Source organism: Haliea sp. (assembly GCF_040221975.1).
GTDB lineage: Bacteria > Pseudomonadota > Gammaproteobacteria > Pseudomonadales > Halieaceae > Haliea.
On the sequence record NZ_JAVJWR010000017.1, the window covers coordinates 1 to 17,773 of the forward strand.

Here is a 17,773-nt window from a genome sequence, read left to right on the forward strand (position 1 = left end):
GGAGTACAGCTACACCGACGAGGCGTTCCGGGAGGCAGTGAACATTCCCTACCTCGCCACCGAGGACTACGGCCTGTGGGGTGCACGGCTGGCGCTTCGCAGCGCGGACGACCGCTGGGAAGTATCACTCTGGGGCAAGAACCTGGGCGACGAGACCTACCGTCAGCATGCGTTTGACAACGGCATCGGCAATGGCGGCAGCACCTACGGTGCACCCCGGACCTGGGGCGCCACAGTGCGCATCAACAGCCTGTGACGGCTGGTGGCATGCCCCGGTTCACCGTGACACAGGTTGCACCGGGCTTTGAACCGCTGGCAGAAGCTTTTCAGGCGAATTTCCAGCGCAACGACGACTATCGTGAAGTAGGCGCCGCCTTCTGCCTGCTGCGCCATGGCGAGGTACTCGCCAACCTGGCAGGTGGGGTTACCGCGGTCAGTGGAGAGAACCCCTGGCGGCAGGACACGCTGGTTAACGTCTATTCGACCACCAAAGCTGTGGTCGCCCTGGCGATCGCCATCCTCGTGGAGCGCGGTGTTCTCGACTACGAGGCACCCGTGAACGACTATTGGCGCGACTTCCGCGGTCACGGCAAGGAGAAATTGACAGTCGCGGAGCTGCTTTCCCATCAGGCGGGACTACCGGGCTTTCAGCAAGCGGTGTCTTTGCAGGATCTCTACGACAGCGAGCGCATGGAGAACCTGCTGGCGCAGCAGGCCCCGATCCACCCGCCGGGTGAAAATACTTGCTACCATCCCATCACCTTTGGTTTTCTCGCCAACGCGCTGGTCCGCCACGCAACGGGTCGTGACCTGCGCTACTGGGTGGACACTCTGTTCCACCGGGAACTCGGACTCGACGTCTTTATCGGTTGCCCAGGCGCCGAAAGCGGGCGAGTGGCCACCCTGATTCCGCCCACCGCCGCAGACCCCTCCGACCTGGAAGCAATGTCCGAAGTAGTCCGGTTGGCACTTACCAATCCGGTCATACCGGCAGAGGTCGCGGCAACGGCAGCGTGGCGCAAGGCCGCGCTGCCCGCTGCGAACGGCCATGCCAGTGCCGCTGGTCTCGCGCACCTGTTCTCGATGCTTACCGATGGCCAGAGCCTGGACGCGCAGACACTGAAGGCCCTGTTCAAGGTTCGGTCCAGCCGCCAGGACGCGCTGTTGCAAATGCCCATGGCCTGGTGCGCCGGTCTGGTTCGAAACGACACCGGTCTCTACGGTCCCGTCAAGAACGTTTATGGTCACAGTGGCTGGGGCGGTTCGTTTGTCTGTGTAGACCCTGACAAAGGTCTGTCCTTTGCCTATGTCTGCAATCGGATGGGTGCCGATCTGGTGGGCGATCCGCGCGCGCGGGCCCTCTGTGAAGCGGTCTATCACTGCGGGGACAATGGCGCATGACGCAGGACAATCCCTGGAACCAGGCCCAGTGGAACAGTATCCACGGCGATAGCCGCAACTCCGATGCTGTGTCCTACCCTACAGCAGCCCGCTATACGCCCGCATGGCATGGGCTGGCAGGGACCGCTGTGCTGTTCGGTCCCACCATTGACCTCAACGGCAAGCTCTACCTCTGCAGCGGCCGTGGCCGCAACTTCAGTCATCTGCATGCCATGAACGCCGACGGTGCCATACGCTGGGAGAGCGAACCGTTCACCGATCCAGATCGTATCGGTCCACGCGCCTGCCCCTTTGCTCCCCTGGTGGATGCAAGCGGTGCCGTGTACCTGGCCGATGACAGAGCATTCTGGTGTCTGGAACAGGACGGCAGCCCCCGCTGGCGCACGGACTTGCAGCAACTCGGCATACGTGAGGGGTTTGCCTCGGCAGTATTCTCGGCCAGCGGCCTGGTCGGCGGGGTGTCACTTGATGGGATTGCGGTGTTCCTGGATCGGGCAAGTGGCAAACCCGCACTGCCAACCCTGACGCTGCCGGCGGGATTACCGCCACCGGCCGCCTCCCTGCCGCCGGGAATCTGGCAGGGCATGATGGACCCTGACACTGCAGCGTTGCTGTTTCCGGGCTTCTTCGGCACCCATTTCCCGGTGACCAACTCTCCCGCTGTGGATCTGTCCAGCGGACGGATCTATATCACCGGCGCGGGAAACAGTCCTACGCAGACGCGCCTCTACGCGCTGCAGGAAACCGCCGGCAAACTCGCCATCGCCTTTACCCGCGAGTTCGACGGGCGCTGTTCTGTAACACCGAGCCTTTCTCCTTCCGGGCATCAGGTCTACACAGGCAATCATCGTGGCGAGTTACTGGCGTTTTCCGGCGACAGCGGCAGACCACTCTGGCGCTATGCGCCCGCAGGTCCCGCGGCGTCACCTACTGTTGGCAGCGACGGCACGGTGTATACGGGGTCGAACACGGTGCCGGGGAGCCCTTCACAACTAAGCGCGATCAACCCCGAGACCGGTGAGGCACGCTGGTGTCGCGACTATGACGCGCTTGCCAGCGAGTTGCTCCCGGACCGGGCGCCATTGCTCCCCCTGTTTACGGACCCGCATCCACACGCGGTTATCAACAGTGTCCAGACCGTGGGCCGGGACCATCTGCTGGTCGTTCTGGCCCTGGGCTATACGTTCACGCCGCCGGGCGCCGCAGCGCTGACGCAGCCGCATCGGGTGGTTCTCGCCAGCATCAACCCCGCCGATGGTGAATTGAGAGGCTATACCCACCTTCCCGATACCAGCGAAGCCGGGGTCGTTCTGGCCCGCGACGGAAGCGTGTACATCTGTCACGCCGCGCTTACCAGTTCTGTCTTCTATTATGGGATCAATCCCCTGCTGCCTCCTTCTCACCGCACGCCTCTGGCCCCGAAAGGCGGCGTTACCGCATTGCAGCCGCAACTCCCCGGGTGACAGACATGAGTAAAAGCCCATCGAGCTTCGCGACCAGCATCACTCCAGCAGAACCTTGACCCTGGCAAGCACCTCGGCGAACACTGCCGCATCCAGAAGATGACGGGGCAGCAGCTGATAAATCCACGATTGTCAGCAATCCCGGCTCGCCGCCCCGAACCATTCCAGCAGGTATGCCGCCAGCGAGCGACAGGCGATGAGTAGAACCTCATCCGCCTCTGCCAGCAGCAGCACCGGCACCCCGGCGAACCGGGTCACCGCGCATTGCTGGTTGCCAAACTGCCGCGGATGCAGGTCCAGCGTTGTGCCGCGGGCGAGGACATCGCGCACCCGCGCGCCGCCCAGCCTCAGCGTCACCCGGCTATCGGTGACCTCAGTTGCGAGCGCCAGCAATTCCCCGGTATCGGCTCGCAACGCCGCCAGTTCCGTGGCGCCGGCGCCGGCCGACACCGCTACCAGCCAGTCGCCGGGCGCGCACCACAGCCAGCGCCGGCTGCCTTGCCGGTGCGCGATACCCGGACCCGGCAGCGCCGTGTTCAAATGCGTCGCCAGCGCCTGGACCTGGCCCTCGCTGCGGTGAAAGACTTGCAGGCGAATCAGTTCAAGGCCCGCTTCTTCCCGCAGGCGGAATGCAGACCTGGCAATGCCACTGTCGCCAGCCACGGGGCTGCGAGCCGTCAGGACAGGCGGTAGGGCGCCGAGCTGAGGTGTGGCCGTCCGTGATGCGCCAGTTACTGGTACAGCGCCATCGGCCTGCAGGCGCGCGCCCTCCGGATCAAGCTGGCAGGGCGTCACCAGCCGCGCCGGCTGGGTCTTGCCCTCGTAGTACACCGCTACCGTCTCGCCCAGCCGTGCGCGGGCGCCGGCGACAATCCCCAGGGCCACGGTGCGGCCCAGGGTCGGGCTGAAGCAGACCGAGGTGACGTAGCCCGCGCTGCCCCCGCCATCCCCGGCAAGCACATGGGCACCGCTGACGGTGGTCGAGGTCTCGTCCAGCAGTGCAATACCCGTGAACTGCAGGCGCTGCGGATCCTGCCCCACCTCCAGCGTCAGGGAGCGGCGACCGATAAAGTCGCCGGGCTTTTTCCCGATCGCGTGACTCCACCCGAGATCCTGGGGCATGGTATTGCCGTCGGTGTCGGAGCCCACGTGGAGATAGCCCTTCTCGGTGCGCAGCACCATCAGGGCCTCAATGCCAAAGGGCGTGATGTCCTGCGGCGCACCCGCCGTCATCAGTGCCTCCCACAGGGACTGGCCGCAGGCCGCCGGGACGCTGATTTCGAAAGACACCTCACCGGTAAAGCTGGCGCGCAGGATACGGACGGGCACGCCGCAGAGGCTGCCGCTGCGGAACTGCATGTGGGCAAAGGCGTCGCGACTCGGGTCGATGTCGCCGGGCAGCTGTGCCAGCACCGCGCGGGCCCTGGGCCCGCTGAGCATGAGCGTAGCCCACTGGGTGGTGACGTCGGTGACCAGCACTCGCAGCGCCAGCCACTCGCACTGCAGCCACTCCTCCAGGGCGCGGTGCACGGCACTGGCGCCGCCGCTGGTGGTATGCAGCAGGAAGTGGTCCTCCGCCAGGCACACCACCACGCCGTCGTCCACGACGATGCCGCGCTCGTTCAGCATCAGGCCGTAGCGGGCCGCGCCCGGTTTCAGGTTCGTTAGATTGTTCACGTACACACGGTTCAGGAACTCCCGGGCATCGGGACCATGCACCTCCAGCTTGCCCAGTGGCGAGTAATCGAGCAGGCCCACGGCATTGCGCACCGCCAGCACTTCCCGGGCAATGGCCTGAGCTTCACTCTCCCCCGCTCGCGGGTAGTATTCGGGGCGCTGCCAGCCGCCCATGTCTGCCATCTGTGCACCCAGCGCGACCTGACAAACATGCGCGGGCAGGCGCTGGAAGGGCTGGTACAGGGTGCCCAGCTCGATACCGGCCCAGGCGCCAATGGTCGCGGGATGCCAGGGCGGCCGGAAGCGGGTGGTGCCGACCTCGGGAATGCTGCGCCCGGTGGCCAGTGCCAGGATACCCAGGCCGTTGACGTTGCTGGTCTTGCCCTGGTCGATCGCCATGCCGTTGGTGGTGTAGCGCTTGACGTGCTCCACCGAGACATAGTTCTCACGCGCCGCCAGCTGGATGTCGGCGGCGGTGACATCGTACTGGAAGTCCACCCACTGGCAGTCGGCGGACACGCCGGAGGTGAGCCAGTAGGCCTGGGTGTGCAGGGGCTGGGGGAAATCGCCATTGGCGCGCCCGACCGCCGTTACCGCCTGGCTCGCGGTACCGGGCACGAAACAGCTGTCCTCCTCGCGCCATTTGAGCTGGCCGCCGGACTGGGAGTACAGATGCAGGGTCGGGCTCCAGCCGCCGGACATCGCCAGCAGGTCGCAGTCCAGGGTTTCCCGCGGCCCCTGCAGACCGTCGCCACCCTCAGTCAGGCGCCGGATCACCAGCTGCCGCAGGCCCCGCCGGCCGCGGGTATGCACCACGCTGTAGCCCAGCCGATCCACGATCCCCGCCACCGTGGCCCGCCGCAGCAGTTCCGGCGCCACCCGGGGGCGCACATCGACGATGACTGCGACCCGCAGGCCGTGCTCCGCCAGCTCCAGCGCGGTGTGCCAGGCGGAGTCGTTGTTGCAGAAGAACACGATGCGCTCGCCCAGGGTCAGGCCATAGCGGTGGCTGTACTCGCGCACCGCGCCGGCGAGCATGATGCCGGGGCGGTCGTTGTGGGGAAACACCAGCGGTCGCTCCAGGGCGCCGGTGGCCAGCACCACGCGCCCGGCAAAGATGCGCCAGGAGATCTCTCGCGGCGCGACGGGATCCGCCTGTGGACCGAGCGCAGTGCCGATCCGCTGCAGAGCAGCCAGCAGGTTGTGATCGTGGTAAGCGTTGACCGACGTCCGGGGCATCAGGGTCAGGTTCGGGCACCGGGCGATGCGCTCCAGCCTGCTGGCCAGCCAGGCCCGGTCCGCCGGGTCCGGGCTCGCCAGCAGGCTGCCGCCGGGTTCCTCCTGCTCGTCCAGCAGCAGCACCCGGCAGTCGGGATCCTGCGCCGCCGCCAGTGCCGCCTCCAGCCCCGAACGGCCGGCGCCCACGACCACCACCTCGGCGTGCAGGGTCTGCTTGAGGTAGTACTGCGGATCCGCCGCTGTCGGCGCCTCCCCCAGCCCCGCCAGCCGCCGTACCAGGCCTTCCCAGTACTTCCAGTTGGGCCAGATGAAGGTCTTGTAGTAGAAGCCCGCCGGCAGCACTTTTTTCAACAGGCCCAGCGCTGCCAACAGATCCCAGGCCGGCGACGGCCAGGCATTCTGGCCCTTCGCCACCAGGCCCTCGTACAGTGGGGTCAGCGTGGCCCTTGCGTTCGGCTCGGACCAGGCACCGTGCTCAAGTTGTACCAGCGCATTGGCGTCCTCCCTGCCGGCGGCGAAGACACCGCGGGGACGGTGCAGTTTGAAACTACGCCCGACAATGCTGACGCCATTGGCAAGCAGCGCCGAGGCGAGGGTGTCCCCGCTGTAGCCGCGGTAGGTCTCGCCCTCGAACCGGAAGGTCAGCGGCTGCCCGGTATCCACCCGGGCGTGGGGCAGGCGCTGGGGGCCGCGCTTCACGCCTCACCCCCGCTGGTGTCCGGCAATTCAGGTTTGGGGGCAGTCATGGGGTAGACGGCGAGCAACTCGTGGCTCACCGTGTCCCGCACCACATTGAACCACTGGCCGCAGCCGAAGCGGTGCAGCCAGCGCTCGTGATGCAGGCCCTTGGGATTATCACGTTGATAGAGATACGCGGCCCACTCGTCATCACTGGCGACCGACGGATCCGGCCGCGCGATATGGGACTGGCCGCCGCAAACGAACTCGTCTTCGCTGCGACTGCCGCACCAGGGGCATTCAATGCGCATCATGGCGCTGTCATCCTAGTGCGCCACACCGGCCGCGGCGCCTTCATCGATCAGCCGGCCGCGGGCGAAGCGGTCCAGCGAGAAGGGTTCCACCAGCGGGTGCGGGGCGTCGTGGGCAATGGTGTGGGCCAGGGTCTCGCCGCCAGCGGGAATGGCCTTGTAGCCGCCGGTACCCCAGCCGGTGCTGATGTAAAAGCCGGTAACCGGCGTCTTCGACACGATGGGGCTGGCATCCGGGGCAATATCGACGATGCCGCCCCACTGCCGCATCAGCTTCATCCTGCTGAGCATCGGGTACAGCTCCACCGCCGCGTTCAGTACCGCTTCCGTCGACTGCAGGCTGCCGCGCTGGCCGTAGGAGGGATGGGTATCTGCGCCGCCACCGATGACGATCTCGCCGCGATCCGACTGGGAAATGTAGCAGTGCACCATGGGCGACATGACCACGTGGTCCAGGCAGGGCTTGACCGGCTCGCTCACCATCGCCTGCAGGGTCTGACTGACGATCGGCAGCTTGACCCCCGCCAGCGCCGCAACCACGGTGCTGTGCCCCGCCACGGCCATCCCCAGTTTGTCAGTGCGTACTGTGCCGAGGCTGGTCTTCACCCCGCGCACACGGCCGTCACTCACCTCGATGCCGGTCACCTCGCAGTTCTGGATAATATCCACCCCCAGGTTGCTGGCTGCGCGGGCATAGCCCCAGGCCACCGCATCGTGGCGGGAGATACCGCCGCGGCGCTGGATAAAACCGCCATGTACGGGATAGCGGGCGCCGGCGCTCATGTTCAGCAGTGGCACCATGGCGGCGATCTGCTCCCGGCTCAGCACCTCGGAGTCCACCCCCTGCACCTGGATCGCGGTCGCCCAGCGGCGGAAGATCTCCAGCTCGTGGCGGCTGCAGGCCAGATTGATAATGCCAATCTGGCTCAGCATGATATTGAAATTGAGCTCGCGCCCGAGGGTCTCGTAGCGTTTCAGGGAGTGCTCGTAGAAACGGGTGCTCTCGGGATAAAAGTAGTTGGAGCGGCTGACCGCTGTATTGCGGCCGGTGTTGCCACCGCCCAGCCAACCCTTCTCCAGCACCGCGACATTGCTGATGCCGTGGACCTTCGCCAGGTAGTACGCCGTCGCCAGACCGTGGCCGCCGCCACCAATGATCACCACATCGTATTGCGGCTTCAGCTCCGGGCTGCGCCAGGCCTGCTGCCAGTGGCGATGACCGCCGAGGGCGTGTTTCAGCAGGGAAAAGGCGGAGTAGCGTTCCACGGGGGCGCCTAGAGGATGACCGTGCGCTGGCCATTCAACTGCACCCGCTCCTCGCAGTGCAGACGCACCGCCTGGGACAGGGCGGTGGCTTCCGTATCGTGACCGAGGTGGATCATCTGCTCCACCGACACCTGATGGTCAATCGCCTTCACTTCCTGGGCGATGATCGGGCCCTCGTCGAGGTCGGAGGTAACGTAGTGGGCGGTGGCCCCGATCACCTTGACCCCGCGGTCATAGGCCTGATGGTAGGGTTTGGCGCCTTTGAAGCCCGGCAGGAAGGAGTGGTGGATGTTGATCGCCCTTCCCTCCAGCTGCCGGCACAGGTCATCCGAGAGTATCTGCATATAGCGCGCCAGTACCAGCAGGTCCACCTGCTGCTCGCGGATCAGCGCCAGCAGTTGTGCCTCTTGCTGTGGCTTGGTTGCCGGGGTAACCGGCAGGTAATGGTAGGGCAAGCCATACCATTCCACCTGGCTGCGGCAGTCCTCGTGGTTGCTGACCACGCCGACAATTTCCGCCGGCAATGCGCCCGACCGCCACTTGGTCAGCAGCGCCACCAAACAGTGGTCGTAGCGCGACACCGCCAGCAGCACCCGCGGCAGCTGGTCGGCGGGGCGCAGGCGGTAGCGCATGTTCATCTCGCTTGCGAGCTCGGCAAAACGCTCGCTGAACTCTTCAAAGGAGACCGTCATCGCCCGATCGTCAAATACGCAACGCAGATGGAAGGTCGCGGTGACCGGGTCGCTGTAGTTGGAAATCTCGGTGATGAAGGCGCCTACCTGCAGGAACAGCTGCGAGTAATTCGCGACCACGCCGAGGCGGTCGGGGCACTGGAAGGACAGGATGTAGGCGCGAGGCGTGCCGGAGTCTGATGTGGTCATTGTTGGGCCATGGCTGCGAGGATTACGGCGAGGGTCCTGCCCTGCCGGCGCCAGCAGCGGGTCCGGCAACCGGGCCGCTGGTCTGGCAATACTGGGGGAATACTAAAGCATGACGCCGGCGCATTACAGCACCGGCGCTATTATCGCTGCAGGAACGGGCTAGAAATTGAAGCCGTTGCCCGTCACCACCGGCACATTGGTCCACAGGTCGTTCGGATCACGGTACCAGCCCGCCGCCGCCAGCGCACCGCCGTCGAGGTTGATGGTGGTGCCCGTCACCCAGGCGGACAACTCGGAGGCGAGGAACAGGGCACAGCCCGCCGCATCCTCCGGGGTACCAAAGCGCTCCAGCGGAATCCAGCGCCGGATATGCGCCTGGTGCTCCGGGGCGATCAGCTCGGACGGACGCACCTGGGCGGTCTCGGTGGTCTCCGGGGCGATGGCATTGACCCGGATGCCATCCGGCCCCAGTTCCAGGGCCAGGCTACGGGTGAAGCCGGTGATCGCATGCTTGAAGGCGCAGTAGGTGGTGACCATGGGGATACCGCGGAAAGCTTCGATGGAGGAGATGCTGATGATGCTGCCGCCCTTGCCCCGGGCCTGCAGCAGGGGAATGGCCGCCCGGGTCACCGTGAAGATGTGGCGCAAGTTGACCGCGTACAGGCGCTCCAGGTCCTCGTCGGTGCAGGCGGCAAAGGGCTTGATGATGCCGAGGAAATCGCCGACATTGTTCACCAGCACATCCAGCCCGCCGAAACGTTCCTGTACCTGCTGCATCAGGGTATTCACCGCAGCGCTGTCGCAGACATCGGTGCAGGACACCAGGGCATCGACCCCCTGCTGCGCCAGCACAGCCTCCAGTTCCGAGCAACGCTGCGAGTCGATCTCGGCCACTACCAGCGCTGCGCCGCGCGCCGCAAAGGCCTCCGCGATCGCCCTGCCGATGCCGGCGCCGCCGCCGGTGACCAGTACTGTCTTGCCGCTGAAATCCAGGTCCTGCATGCTGTTCTCTCCTGTCGGGAACGTCGTGGGAACCGGTGGTATAACACGGCGTCGACAGCCATGCATTCCCGCGGCCATGCCAGCGTGCAGGCGGGGCAAGGGAGTTTGATTTGTCAGGCTCCTGCGGCCGCCGGATGCGGCGTCGTGCTACTTGTAGGTCACCACCAGATAACCCTGCAACGCCATGCGGCCGGTGGCGCGAATACTGTGTTCGACATCGGCCCGGTAGTGCGCGGAATCACCCACCACCAGCTTGCACTCGGTACCCCCGGCGACAATTACCGCCTTGCCTGCGGTAACCGTGAACAGCTCACGGGTGCCACTGAAGTGGGCCGAGCTGTCGAGGCTGGCCCCGGGCTGGATCTGCAATTCGTAGAACTCGACGCTCTTCTCCATGTGCAGCGGCGACAGGGTACGGATCTGGCATTCGCTGTCGGCGCGGAACAGGCTGGCGGGGTCATCACCCCGCACCACCTCGATCAAGCCACTGGCGAGGGGGTCGTCCACCAGCTCACCTATACTGAGGCCGAAGGCCTGGGCGATGCGGAAGGTCACCGCCAGGGTCGGGTTGGCCTGGCCGCGCTCGATCTGGCTCAGCATGGAGCGGCTGACGCCGGAGGCGGCGGCCAGCTGGTCGAGAGTGAAGCCGTGGTGCTGGCGCAGCTCGGTCACCCGTTCGCAGAGGACCCGGCTGGCGGGATCAAGGGCGGATTTGGACATGGCATTCTTCCACAATAAAAGAATTTGTTCTTGTATACGGGATGGTCGCCATCTACTATACCGGAATATTTCCACAATGGTGAACTGGATATGAAAGCATTGGTGAAAAAGGAAGCGGCTCCGGGCCTCTGGCTGGAAGACGTGCCCGAGCCCCGGATCGGCATCAACGACGTGCTGATCAAGATCAAGCGCACCGCCATCTGCGGTACCGACATGCACATCTACCACTGGGACGCCTGGGCGCAGAAGACCATCCCGGTACCGATGGTAGTGGGCCACGAGTTCGTCGGCGAGATTGTCGAGGTGGGCTCCAACGTGGTGGATTTCCGCCCCGGACAGATCGTCTCCGGCGAGGGCCATGTGGTCTGCGGCCGCTGCCGCAACTGCATGGCGGGCCGACGCCACCTCTGCGCCCGTACCAGCGGGGTCGGCGTCGACCGCGCCGGTGCCTTTGCCGAGTACCTGGCCCTTCCCATGTCCAATGTCTGGGAGCACTCCCCGGGCATAGACCTCGATGTCGCCGCCCTGTTCGACCCCTTCGGCAACGCGGTCCATACCGCCCTGCAATACGACCTGCTGGGGGAGGACGTGTTGATCACCGGTGCCGGTCCCATTGGCGCCATGGCTGCCGCGGTCTGCCGCCACGCCGGTGCGCGCCACGTGGTGATTACCGATGTCATCGACCAGCGCCTGGAGCTGGCCGCCACCCTGGGCGCGACCCGCACCGTCAACGTGACGCGCGAGAGTATCGCCGACGCACAGAAGTCCCTGGGCATGCACGAGGGCTTCGATGTCGGCCTGGAAATGTCCGGCAACCCGCAGGCCTTCCGCGACCTGCTGGCCAACATGTGCCACGGCGGCAAGGTCGCGATGCTGGGCATCCCCAGCGAAGATACGGCCATCGACTGGAACACCGTGATCTTCAACATGCTCACCCTGAAAGGCATCTACGGCCGCGAGATGTACGAGACCTGGTACAAGATGTCGGTGATGATCGAGTCGGGGCTGGATATCTCACCGGTCATCACGCATCGCCTGAACTACCGGGATTTCCAGCAGGGGTTCGATGTAATGAGTGCGGGTGAAGCCAGCAAGGTGGTACTGAACTGGGAAGAGTAGCGGGGCGGCGGACCGCCTGAAGATCAGCGCTTGTCCACCGTTGCCAGCATCGCCAGCGCTTCGTCACACCAGGCCAGGAACTGCTCGCCCTGGCGAATACCCGCCAACAACGCCAGGTAGACACCCTTGCGCCGCACCGGCAGGGCTTCAGGCTTAGCGTAGTGGCGGCGGCGAATCCGTTCGTACAGGTACAGGCGCTGCATCATCTTTTCGCGGCGCTGCTCCACCTCCGCGGCCAGGTGGGCAGCGTTGTCCCGCCCCAGATTGTAGAGCTTGACGAACAGGTCGTCCTTGCCCTCCTGCACCCGGCTGCCGCCCAGCACCCAGTCCGACAGCGCATCCTGCCCCGCGGCAGTGAGGCCGTAGACGATCTTGTCCGGCTTGCCGGCCTGGGCCACGGTCTCCCGGCGCAGCCAGCCCTTGTCCGCCAGCTTGTGCAGTTCCTGGTAGATCTGCTGGTGACTGGCGCGCCAGAACAGGCCCAGCGACACGTCGAAGGCTTTCGCCAACTCGTAGCCGGACATCTCGTCTTCCAGCAGGGCAGTCATGATGGCGTGGGACAGGGCCATGGGGCTGGTGGATTTCCTCGCAAACCGTTTTGTCCAGCTTACCCCCCGGACCCTTTTTATGCAAAAGGTTGCATATATTTTTATTATGCAATAAATTGCATAAATCGATCTCAGCCACCCCCCCGGAGACTACTCGCCATGGCACTTCCCGCTTCCCTCCAGGGCCGTCTGCGGCTGCCCGCCGTTGCCGCCCCCATGTTCATCGTTTCCAACCCGGACCTGGTCATCGCCCAGTGCAAGGCCGGCATCGTCGGCTCCTTCCCGTCGCTGAATGCCCGGCCGGCGGACAAGCTGGAAGAGTGGCTGCAGCAGATCACCACCAAGCTGGCGGCCTGGGACGCGGCCAATCCCGACACTCCGGCGGCGCCGTTTGCGGTCAACCAGATCGTGCACGGCTCCAATGACCGCCTGCAGCACGACCTGGAACTGTGCGTGAAGTACAAGGTGCCGATCGTGATCACTTCGCTGGGGGCCAAGGAGTTCGTCAACGAGGCGGTGCACTCCTACGGCGGCATCGTGTTGCACGACATCATCAACAACCGCTTTGCCCGCAAGGCGATCGAGAAAGGCGCCGATGGCCTGATCGCGGTAGCCTCCGGTGCCGGCGGCCATGCCGGGCCGATCTCGCCCTTCGCGCTGGTGCAGGAAATTCGCGCCTGGTTTGACGGCCCGCTGCTGCTGTCAGGCTCCATCGCCACCGGCGATGCCATCCTCGCGGCACAGGCGATGGGGGCGGACCTCGGCTATATCGGTTCCGCCTTTATCGCCACGGTGGAGGCCAATGCCGAGCAGGCCTACAAGCAGGCAGTGGTGGACTGCGGTGCGTCGGACATTGTCTACAGCAATCTGTTTACCGGCATCCACGGCAACTACCTGCGGCCCTCCATCGAGGCGGCGGGGCTGGACCCGGACAACCTGCCCGAGAGCGACCCTTCCGCGATGAACTTCGGCTCAGGTGGCGGCAGCGATTCCAAGGCCTGGAAGGATATCTGGGGCTGCGGCCAGGGCATCGGCGCGGTGAAGGATATCGTGCCCGCCGCGGAACTGGTGGCGCGACTGCAGCGCGAATACGCCGCCGCCCGCGAGCGCCTGCTGGCCGGCTGAGTTTATACCATCACTCGGCTAAGCCGTGGGCGCTATTCTGGGCGGGATGGACCTGGACCCACAGCTTGCTGTCAGATACCTTTAATCGGGCTTGAAGCCCTCGACCGTATCTGCGGAAACCGTATTGGACATCAGCACCAGGGGGCGCTCGTCACTGACGGCGATATAGGCATGGGGGGTCATGCTATCGAAGCAAATGCTGTCCCCCGCCTCGAGTCGCACCGGCTTGTAGGTTTCCGTATACAGGTCCATTACCCCATCGAGGACGAGTAGAAACTCCTCCCCCGGATGGCGTGAAAATTCGCCATACTCTTCGGCTGAACGGCACTTCACGAGCATCTTCCACCACACATTGCGCTTTTTGACCATGTCATCGCAAAGCGTTTCCAGGTTCCAGCGCGGGTGCTCGAAATGCCGGCCTTCCCCATTGCGGGTCATGGCCCTGCGGCCACCCGCTGTCGGATCCTCCACCGGTCCAATCAGATTGGTGATTGGCAGGGACAGGTCCTCGGCGATCTTGAGAACCGTGCTGAAATTGACCGATGTCTTGCCGTTTTCGATCTTTGACAGCGAGGACACATTGATGCCCGTGACCTTGCTCAGATCCGCAAGCGTCATGCCCTGGGACTTGCGAAAATCCCGCAGCCTTTGCCCCAAGGTGATATCAGCGTTCGCCACAGTTATATCCATCATTCAATACGACGATTGCCTTATGGTGAACACCCCAACGAGGCATATCCACAGTCATGCCCACACGGGTTCAATCGCCTTTACACACCTGCTGATAAATCGGGACCATTGCGCCACCTGTTCGCCCGTACCCAGAAGGTCATTGCGGATCTCCAGGATCGCGTGTGGCAACCGGCGTGGCAGGACGTGGTGATCCAGGATCATCGTCTCATGTTCCCGCGCATCGTAGGGTTCATTGAACCCTACCGCGCCATCATACCCGGCCTTGATATGGCCGAACAGCTGTTCGGCAAAGTGACCGTCGCCTTTCCACAGCACCCCGACATGCCAGGGACGCTCGTGCTCGCCCAGACGGGGCGTGAAACTATGCACGGAAATCACACGGGGCTTCACCCCGGACGAGATGCGGGCATCAAGGTACTGCCGGAGCGTGTCGTGATAGGGGTCGAAAGCAAGCGCCTTGCGCAGGGCCAGTTCCTCACCGGTGAGATTCTGGTTGTCCGGCACATGCACGCCGCCCGATACCGGTGCCGCAAAATCGTGGGCGTCGACCATCCGGTTGCACTCCGCAAACAGCCGGGAATAGCCGGACAGGACTGCGGTCGCAGAGAGCGCATCCGACAGGGAGCGGGTCAGCGCAGCCGCCCCGGGATCCCAACCGATATGATCCTCAATCTCGCTCCGGGTCAGACCCAGAACGCCCCAGGGTTCGGGGACACAGCAACTGGCGTGTTCGCAGGTCAACACGATTTCGCTGTTGTCCCCGTCTCGCAGGACCTGGACCGCAGCTTTCCTGATCTGCTCGCGCTCTGGATCTGACAACACAGGCAGCAGCTTCATTCGGCGAGTGTCCGCAGGTGATAGGAGCGCGGCACCACCAGTTCTTCCAGCCCCTTGTCACAATAGGAGCGGCCGATTCCGGATTGCTTCACGCCGCCCCACGGCAAGTACATGTCAGCATGATCACAGCGATTGAGGTAGAACATCCCGCTTTCAAGCTGTCGCCCCAGCTCCAGCCCCCGCTCGGCATCCTGTGTCCAGACCGCGGCCGTCAGGCCGTAATCGCTGTCGTTCATCAGGCGGATGGCCTCCTCATCGCTGTCGACGGCCATGATCGGGATGACGGGACCGAAGGTCTCCTCTTTCATGACCGCCATGCCATGGTCGACATTCACCAGCACTTGCGGCTCCACGTAGGCGCTGCCGGGAGTTGCCAGAGCTGAGTTTCCAATGGGCATCAGCTGGCTGGCACCCTTGGCGACCGCCTCCTCAACCAACCGGTTGACCCGTGCCGCGGCAGTCGCGGAAACCAGAGGCCCCAGGAAAGGCTGGTCGTCGATCGGGTGTCCCAATTCAATGTTCGCGGCAGCATTTGTGAAGCTCTCGACGAAGCGGTCATGGATGTCCCGGTGGACGTAGATCCGCTCCACAGAACAGCAGGATTGCCCGGCGTTGCCGAAGGAGCCCTCCATCAGCTCGGGCATGATCTGCTCGACCGGGGCATCTGGGCGGATGTAGATCGGGTCCTTGCCACCCAGCTCCAGACCGTAGCGGACAAAGGCGCCGCGGCCGGCGTCGTACACTGCCTGCCCGCCGCGGGTGGAGCCGATAAACTGCACCATATCCACCAGCCCCGAGCCAATAAGTGCTTCGGCGTCGCCATGGGCAATATGCAGCGACTGGAACACGCCATCGGGCAGGCCCGCGGCGCGCGCCGCTTCGGCAAAGACTTCCCCGACCAGGGCTGTCTGCGGGGCATGCTTGAACAGAACCACGTTGCCCATCAACAACGGCGCCGTCACCAGGCTGGAAGCCATGGCCACCGGATAATTCCACGCACTGATGGAGAAGCAGAGCCCCACCGGATCCAGTTCAACCACCCGCCGGACATGCTCTTCCTGACGGATGGCGGCTGGTTGCAGCACCCTGGTGGCGTCATCCACAAGGACATCGCAATTGGCCAGCAGCCGACCCGTCTCGTCCGCCTGCCACAGGGGACGCCCCATCTGCCAGGTCACCATTTCGGCAAGCGTGTCACGACGCCTGGCAATCTCCCCGAGGAATGCCTTGATCAACTTTACCCTGTCATCAAAGCTCGTGCCCCGCCACCCGCCCAGCGCCCGGCGAGCCACTTCGGCTGCCGCCATGACCTCGGAGCGGCTGGCGTAAGACCTTGTTGCATAAATGCTGCCATCGACAGGGGAAACAATATCGAAACTCGCCATGAAGTACCTTCATACCAATTCAAAGAAACGCTCGAGCTCACGGTCCGTTACCATGGCCGCAAACTGCTCAAACTGTGTCATGCGTGAACCCGCATAGGCGTCGACGAATGCGGCGCCAAACCAGGCACGCGCCTGTTCGGAGGTGTGGAAGCGTTGAATGGCATCCTTGAAATCCGTTGGGAAACGGAGCGCTTCCGGCGTCTCCAGGTCATAGGCATTGACCACCGTGGGTTCCGTCGGCTCGATTTTCTCGCGCACACCATGCAGGCCGGCGGCAACGATAGCGGCAATGGACAGATAAGGGTTGGCGTCCGCGCCCGGCGTCCGGCATTCGACCCGGCTTGAAGAAGGGCTGCCCGGAATGGCGCGAATGGCGCAGGTCCTGTTCTCAATACCCCACTCCGCGGAAATGGGGGCAAAGATCCCCGGCACCAGCCGCTTGAAGGAATTGATGTTGGGCGCCAGCATGATCATGAAGTCCCCCATCAACGCCTGCATCCCGCCGATGAAATATTTCATTGTCCGGCTCATCCCGTCCGGGTCACCGGCATCATGAAACAAGGGGTTGCCTTCCAGGTCCGTCAGCGACGCATGGATATGACCACTTTGACCATCCACCGCGGTGGACCAGCGGGCCATGAAACTGATCAGCTTGTTGTTCCGCTGGGCCACGATCTTGGCGAAGGTCTTGAACAGCGCAGCACTGTCGGGAACGCCAACATCGTTACCATGCTGGATTGCCACCTCCATAAAGCCGTCGCTCATTTCCTCATGCAGGCTTTCCAGGGGGATCCGCATGGACTGAGCCATGTCCATCAGCTCATTGTAGAATTCGGCCTGTACACCCTGGCGCACCAGCGAGTAATAGGTCTTGTGCGGGGTCGCCACTTCAAGATTCCGGTAGCCTTTTGCCGCCGCACTCCCGGCCGTCTCATTGAACAGGGTAAATTCACACTCCACAGCATGTACGGGCCGCATTCCCATGGCCTCGGCCTGGTCGTAGATCCTCCGGTAAACGGCACGGGGACAGTACTTCTCCGCCTCGCCGATAAACTCCGAAAGGATAAAAAGATCGCGCCCGGCACGCTCCCACGGGATGAGCCGCGCCGTCTCGGGCAACAGGCGTACCGATGCGTCGGCGAAGCCGGACTCCGCCTCGGCAATACCAGGAGCAAGCAGAATGGCATCGGTTGGATCAAGCGCCAACGAGACGAGTGGGAAGCTCATTTTATCCAGCGCGCTCAGCAGCTTGTTGCGGGAGACGTATTTCCCCCGCACCGTGCCCTGATAATCCACGAAGCCAATGGTCGCGTACTCCAGGTTGCTCGCTTCAATGAACGCCAGCAATTTCTCACGCGTGGGTCTGGAAGGCAGTGTCGCCATGATTTACTCCTCGGGAAGCTCTGAACCGGTTCAGATTCCAGGGTT

At 64.1% G+C, this 17,773-nt stretch carries 15 protein-coding genes and 1 pseudogene; 5 read left to right on the forward strand and 11 right to left on the reverse strand.

Annotated elements, in window-relative coordinates; all coding sequences use genetic code 11:
* The 3 genes and pseudogenes from RLO07_RS06320 to RLO07_RS06330 form a co-directional block, all read left to right on the forward strand.
* A pseudogene (locus RLO07_RS06320) lies at positions 1-256 on the forward strand (TonB-dependent receptor); the annotation flags it as partial.
* Positions 257-267: 11 nt separating this feature from the next.
* On the forward strand, positions 268-1,401 hold the full coding sequence (locus RLO07_RS06325) for a serine hydrolase domain-containing protein (RefSeq protein WP_462291290.1): 1,134 nt from the start codon (positions 268-270) through the stop codon (positions 1,399-1,401).
* Positions 1,398-2,864, forward strand: coding sequence for an outer membrane protein assembly factor BamB family protein (locus RLO07_RS06330; RefSeq protein WP_462291291.1), 1,467 nt, complete (start codon positions 1,398-1,400; stop codon positions 2,862-2,864). The genes RLO07_RS06325 and RLO07_RS06330 overlap by 4 nt, the downstream gene beginning before the upstream one ends.
* Before the next feature lie 132 nt (positions 2,865-2,996).
* Here the strand turns inward: RLO07_RS06330 and RLO07_RS06335 are convergent, their stop codons facing one another.
* From RLO07_RS06335 to RLO07_RS06360, 6 genes are all read right to left on the reverse strand, one after another.
* Positions 2,997-6,479: a 2Fe-2S iron-sulfur cluster-binding protein gene (locus RLO07_RS06335; RefSeq protein ID WP_462291292.1), complete on the reverse strand. Its 3,483-nt coding sequence runs from the start codon at positions 6,477-6,479 to the stop codon at positions 2,997-2,999.
* Positions 6,476-6,772, reverse strand: coding sequence for a sarcosine oxidase subunit delta (locus RLO07_RS06340; protein ID WP_462291293.1), 297 nt, complete (start codon positions 6,770-6,772; stop codon positions 6,476-6,478). The genes RLO07_RS06335 and RLO07_RS06340 overlap by 4 nt, the downstream gene beginning before the upstream one ends.
* A gap of 12 nt (positions 6,773-6,784) precedes the next feature.
* On the reverse strand, positions 6,785-8,035 hold the full coding sequence (locus tag RLO07_RS06345; RefSeq protein WP_462291294.1) for a sarcosine oxidase subunit beta family protein: 1,251 nt from the start codon (positions 8,033-8,035) through the stop codon (positions 6,785-6,787).
* Between the two features lie 8 nt (positions 8,036-8,043).
* Entirely contained in the window at positions 8,044-8,916 is an 873-nt protein-coding gene (gene purU / locus RLO07_RS06350) for a formyltetrahydrofolate deformylase (protein ID WP_462291295.1), read from the reverse strand.
* 159 nt (positions 8,917-9,075) lie between these two features.
* Positions 9,076-9,918, reverse strand: coding sequence for an SDR family NAD(P)-dependent oxidoreductase (locus tag RLO07_RS06355; protein ID WP_462291296.1), 843 nt, complete (start codon positions 9,916-9,918; stop codon positions 9,076-9,078).
* Positions 9,919-10,065: 147 nt separating this feature from the next.
* Positions 10,066-10,638, reverse strand: a complete 573-nt coding sequence (locus RLO07_RS06360; RefSeq protein WP_462291297.1) for a helix-turn-helix domain-containing protein — start codon at positions 10,636-10,638, stop codon at positions 10,066-10,068.
* 90 nt (positions 10,639-10,728) lie between these two features.
* Between RLO07_RS06360 and tdh the strand changes: the two genes are divergently transcribed.
* Complete coding sequence (gene tdh, locus RLO07_RS06365; protein ID WP_462291298.1) at positions 10,729-11,757, forward strand: L-threonine 3-dehydrogenase; 1,029 nt, start codon at positions 10,729-10,731, stop codon at positions 11,755-11,757.
* A gap of 23 nt (positions 11,758-11,780) precedes the next feature.
* On the opposite strand, the gene RLO07_RS06370 is transcribed toward tdh, so the two are convergent.
* Positions 11,781-12,326 (reverse strand): PadR family transcriptional regulator, encoded by a 546-nt coding sequence (locus tag RLO07_RS06370; protein WP_462291299.1) that lies wholly within the window; start codon positions 12,324-12,326, stop codon positions 11,781-11,783.
* A gap of 138 nt (positions 12,327-12,464) precedes the next feature.
* Between RLO07_RS06370 and RLO07_RS06375 the strand changes: the two genes are divergently transcribed.
* A complete protein-coding gene (locus tag RLO07_RS06375) occupies positions 12,465-13,430 on the forward strand; it encodes an NAD(P)H-dependent flavin oxidoreductase (protein WP_462291300.1) in 966 nt (321 codons plus the stop codon).
* 81 nt (positions 13,431-13,511) lie between these two features.
* Here RLO07_RS06375 and RLO07_RS06380 read toward each other — a convergent pair whose 3' ends face one another.
* The 4 genes from RLO07_RS06380 to RLO07_RS06395 all read right to left on the reverse strand — a co-directional run bounded on the left by RLO07_RS06380 (position 13,512) and on the right by RLO07_RS06395 (position 17,728).
* Positions 13,512-14,108 carry a helix-turn-helix domain-containing protein gene (locus RLO07_RS06380; RefSeq protein ID WP_462291301.1) on the reverse strand — a complete coding sequence of 199 codons (597 nt, stop codon included), beginning with the start codon at positions 14,106-14,108 and terminating at the stop codon, positions 13,512-13,514.
* A 66-nt stretch (positions 14,109-14,174) separates the two neighbouring features.
* Positions 14,175-14,960, reverse strand: a complete 786-nt coding sequence (locus tag RLO07_RS06385) for an N-formylglutamate amidohydrolase (protein WP_462291302.1) — start codon at positions 14,958-14,960, stop codon at positions 14,175-14,177.
* Complete coding sequence (locus RLO07_RS06390) at positions 14,957-16,345, reverse strand: aldehyde dehydrogenase family protein (protein WP_462291303.1); 1,389 nt, start codon at positions 16,343-16,345, stop codon at positions 14,957-14,959. The genes RLO07_RS06385 and RLO07_RS06390 overlap by 4 nt, the downstream gene beginning before the upstream one ends.
* Positions 16,346-16,354: 9 nt before the next feature.
* Positions 16,355-17,728: a glutamine synthetase family protein gene (locus RLO07_RS06395; protein ID WP_462291304.1), complete on the reverse strand. Its 1,374-nt coding sequence runs from the start codon at positions 17,726-17,728 to the stop codon at positions 16,355-16,357.
* Between the last annotated feature and the right edge of the window lie 45 nt (positions 17,729-17,773).

Coding starts and splice junctions, on each gene's coding strand:
- RLO07_RS06340 (WP_462291293.1), bottom strand. CDS start 6,772: ATGATGCGCATTGAATGCCCCTGGTGCGGCAGTCGCAGCGAAGACGAG.
- RLO07_RS06375 (WP_462291300.1), top strand. CDS start 12,465: ATGGCACTTCCCGCTTCCCTCCAGGGCCGTCTGCGGCTGCCCGCCGTT.
- RLO07_RS06360 (WP_462291297.1), bottom strand. CDS start 10,638: ATGTCCAAATCCGCCCTTGATCCCGCCAGCCGGGTCCTCTGCGAACGG.
- RLO07_RS06370 (WP_462291299.1), bottom strand. CDS start 12,326: ATGGCCCTGTCCCACGCCATCATGACTGCCCTGCTGGAAGACGAGATG.
- RLO07_RS06325 (WP_462291290.1), top strand. CDS start 268: ATGCCCCGGTTCACCGTGACACAGGTTGCACCGGGCTTTGAACCGCTG.
- RLO07_RS06355 (WP_462291296.1), bottom strand. CDS start 9,918: ATGCAGGACCTGGATTTCAGCGGCAAGACAGTACTGGTCACCGGCGGC.
- tdh (WP_462291298.1), top strand. CDS start 10,729: ATGAAAGCATTGGTGAAAAAGGAAGCGGCTCCGGGCCTCTGGCTGGAA.
- RLO07_RS06390 (WP_462291303.1), bottom strand. CDS start 16,345: ATGGCGAGTTTCGATATTGTTTCCCCTGTCGATGGCAGCATTTATGCA.
- RLO07_RS06330 (WP_462291291.1), top strand. CDS start 1,398: ATGACGCAGGACAATCCCTGGAACCAGGCCCAGTGGAACAGTATCCAC.
- RLO07_RS06385 (WP_462291302.1), bottom strand. CDS start 14,960: ATGAAGCTGCTGCCTGTGTTGTCAGATCCAGAGCGCGAGCAGATCAGG.
- RLO07_RS06395 (WP_462291304.1), bottom strand. CDS start 17,728: ATGGCGACACTGCCTTCCAGACCCACGCGTGAGAAATTGCTGGCGTTC.
- purU (WP_462291295.1), bottom strand. CDS start 8,916: ATGACCACATCAGACTCCGGCACGCCTCGCGCCTACATCCTGTCCTTC.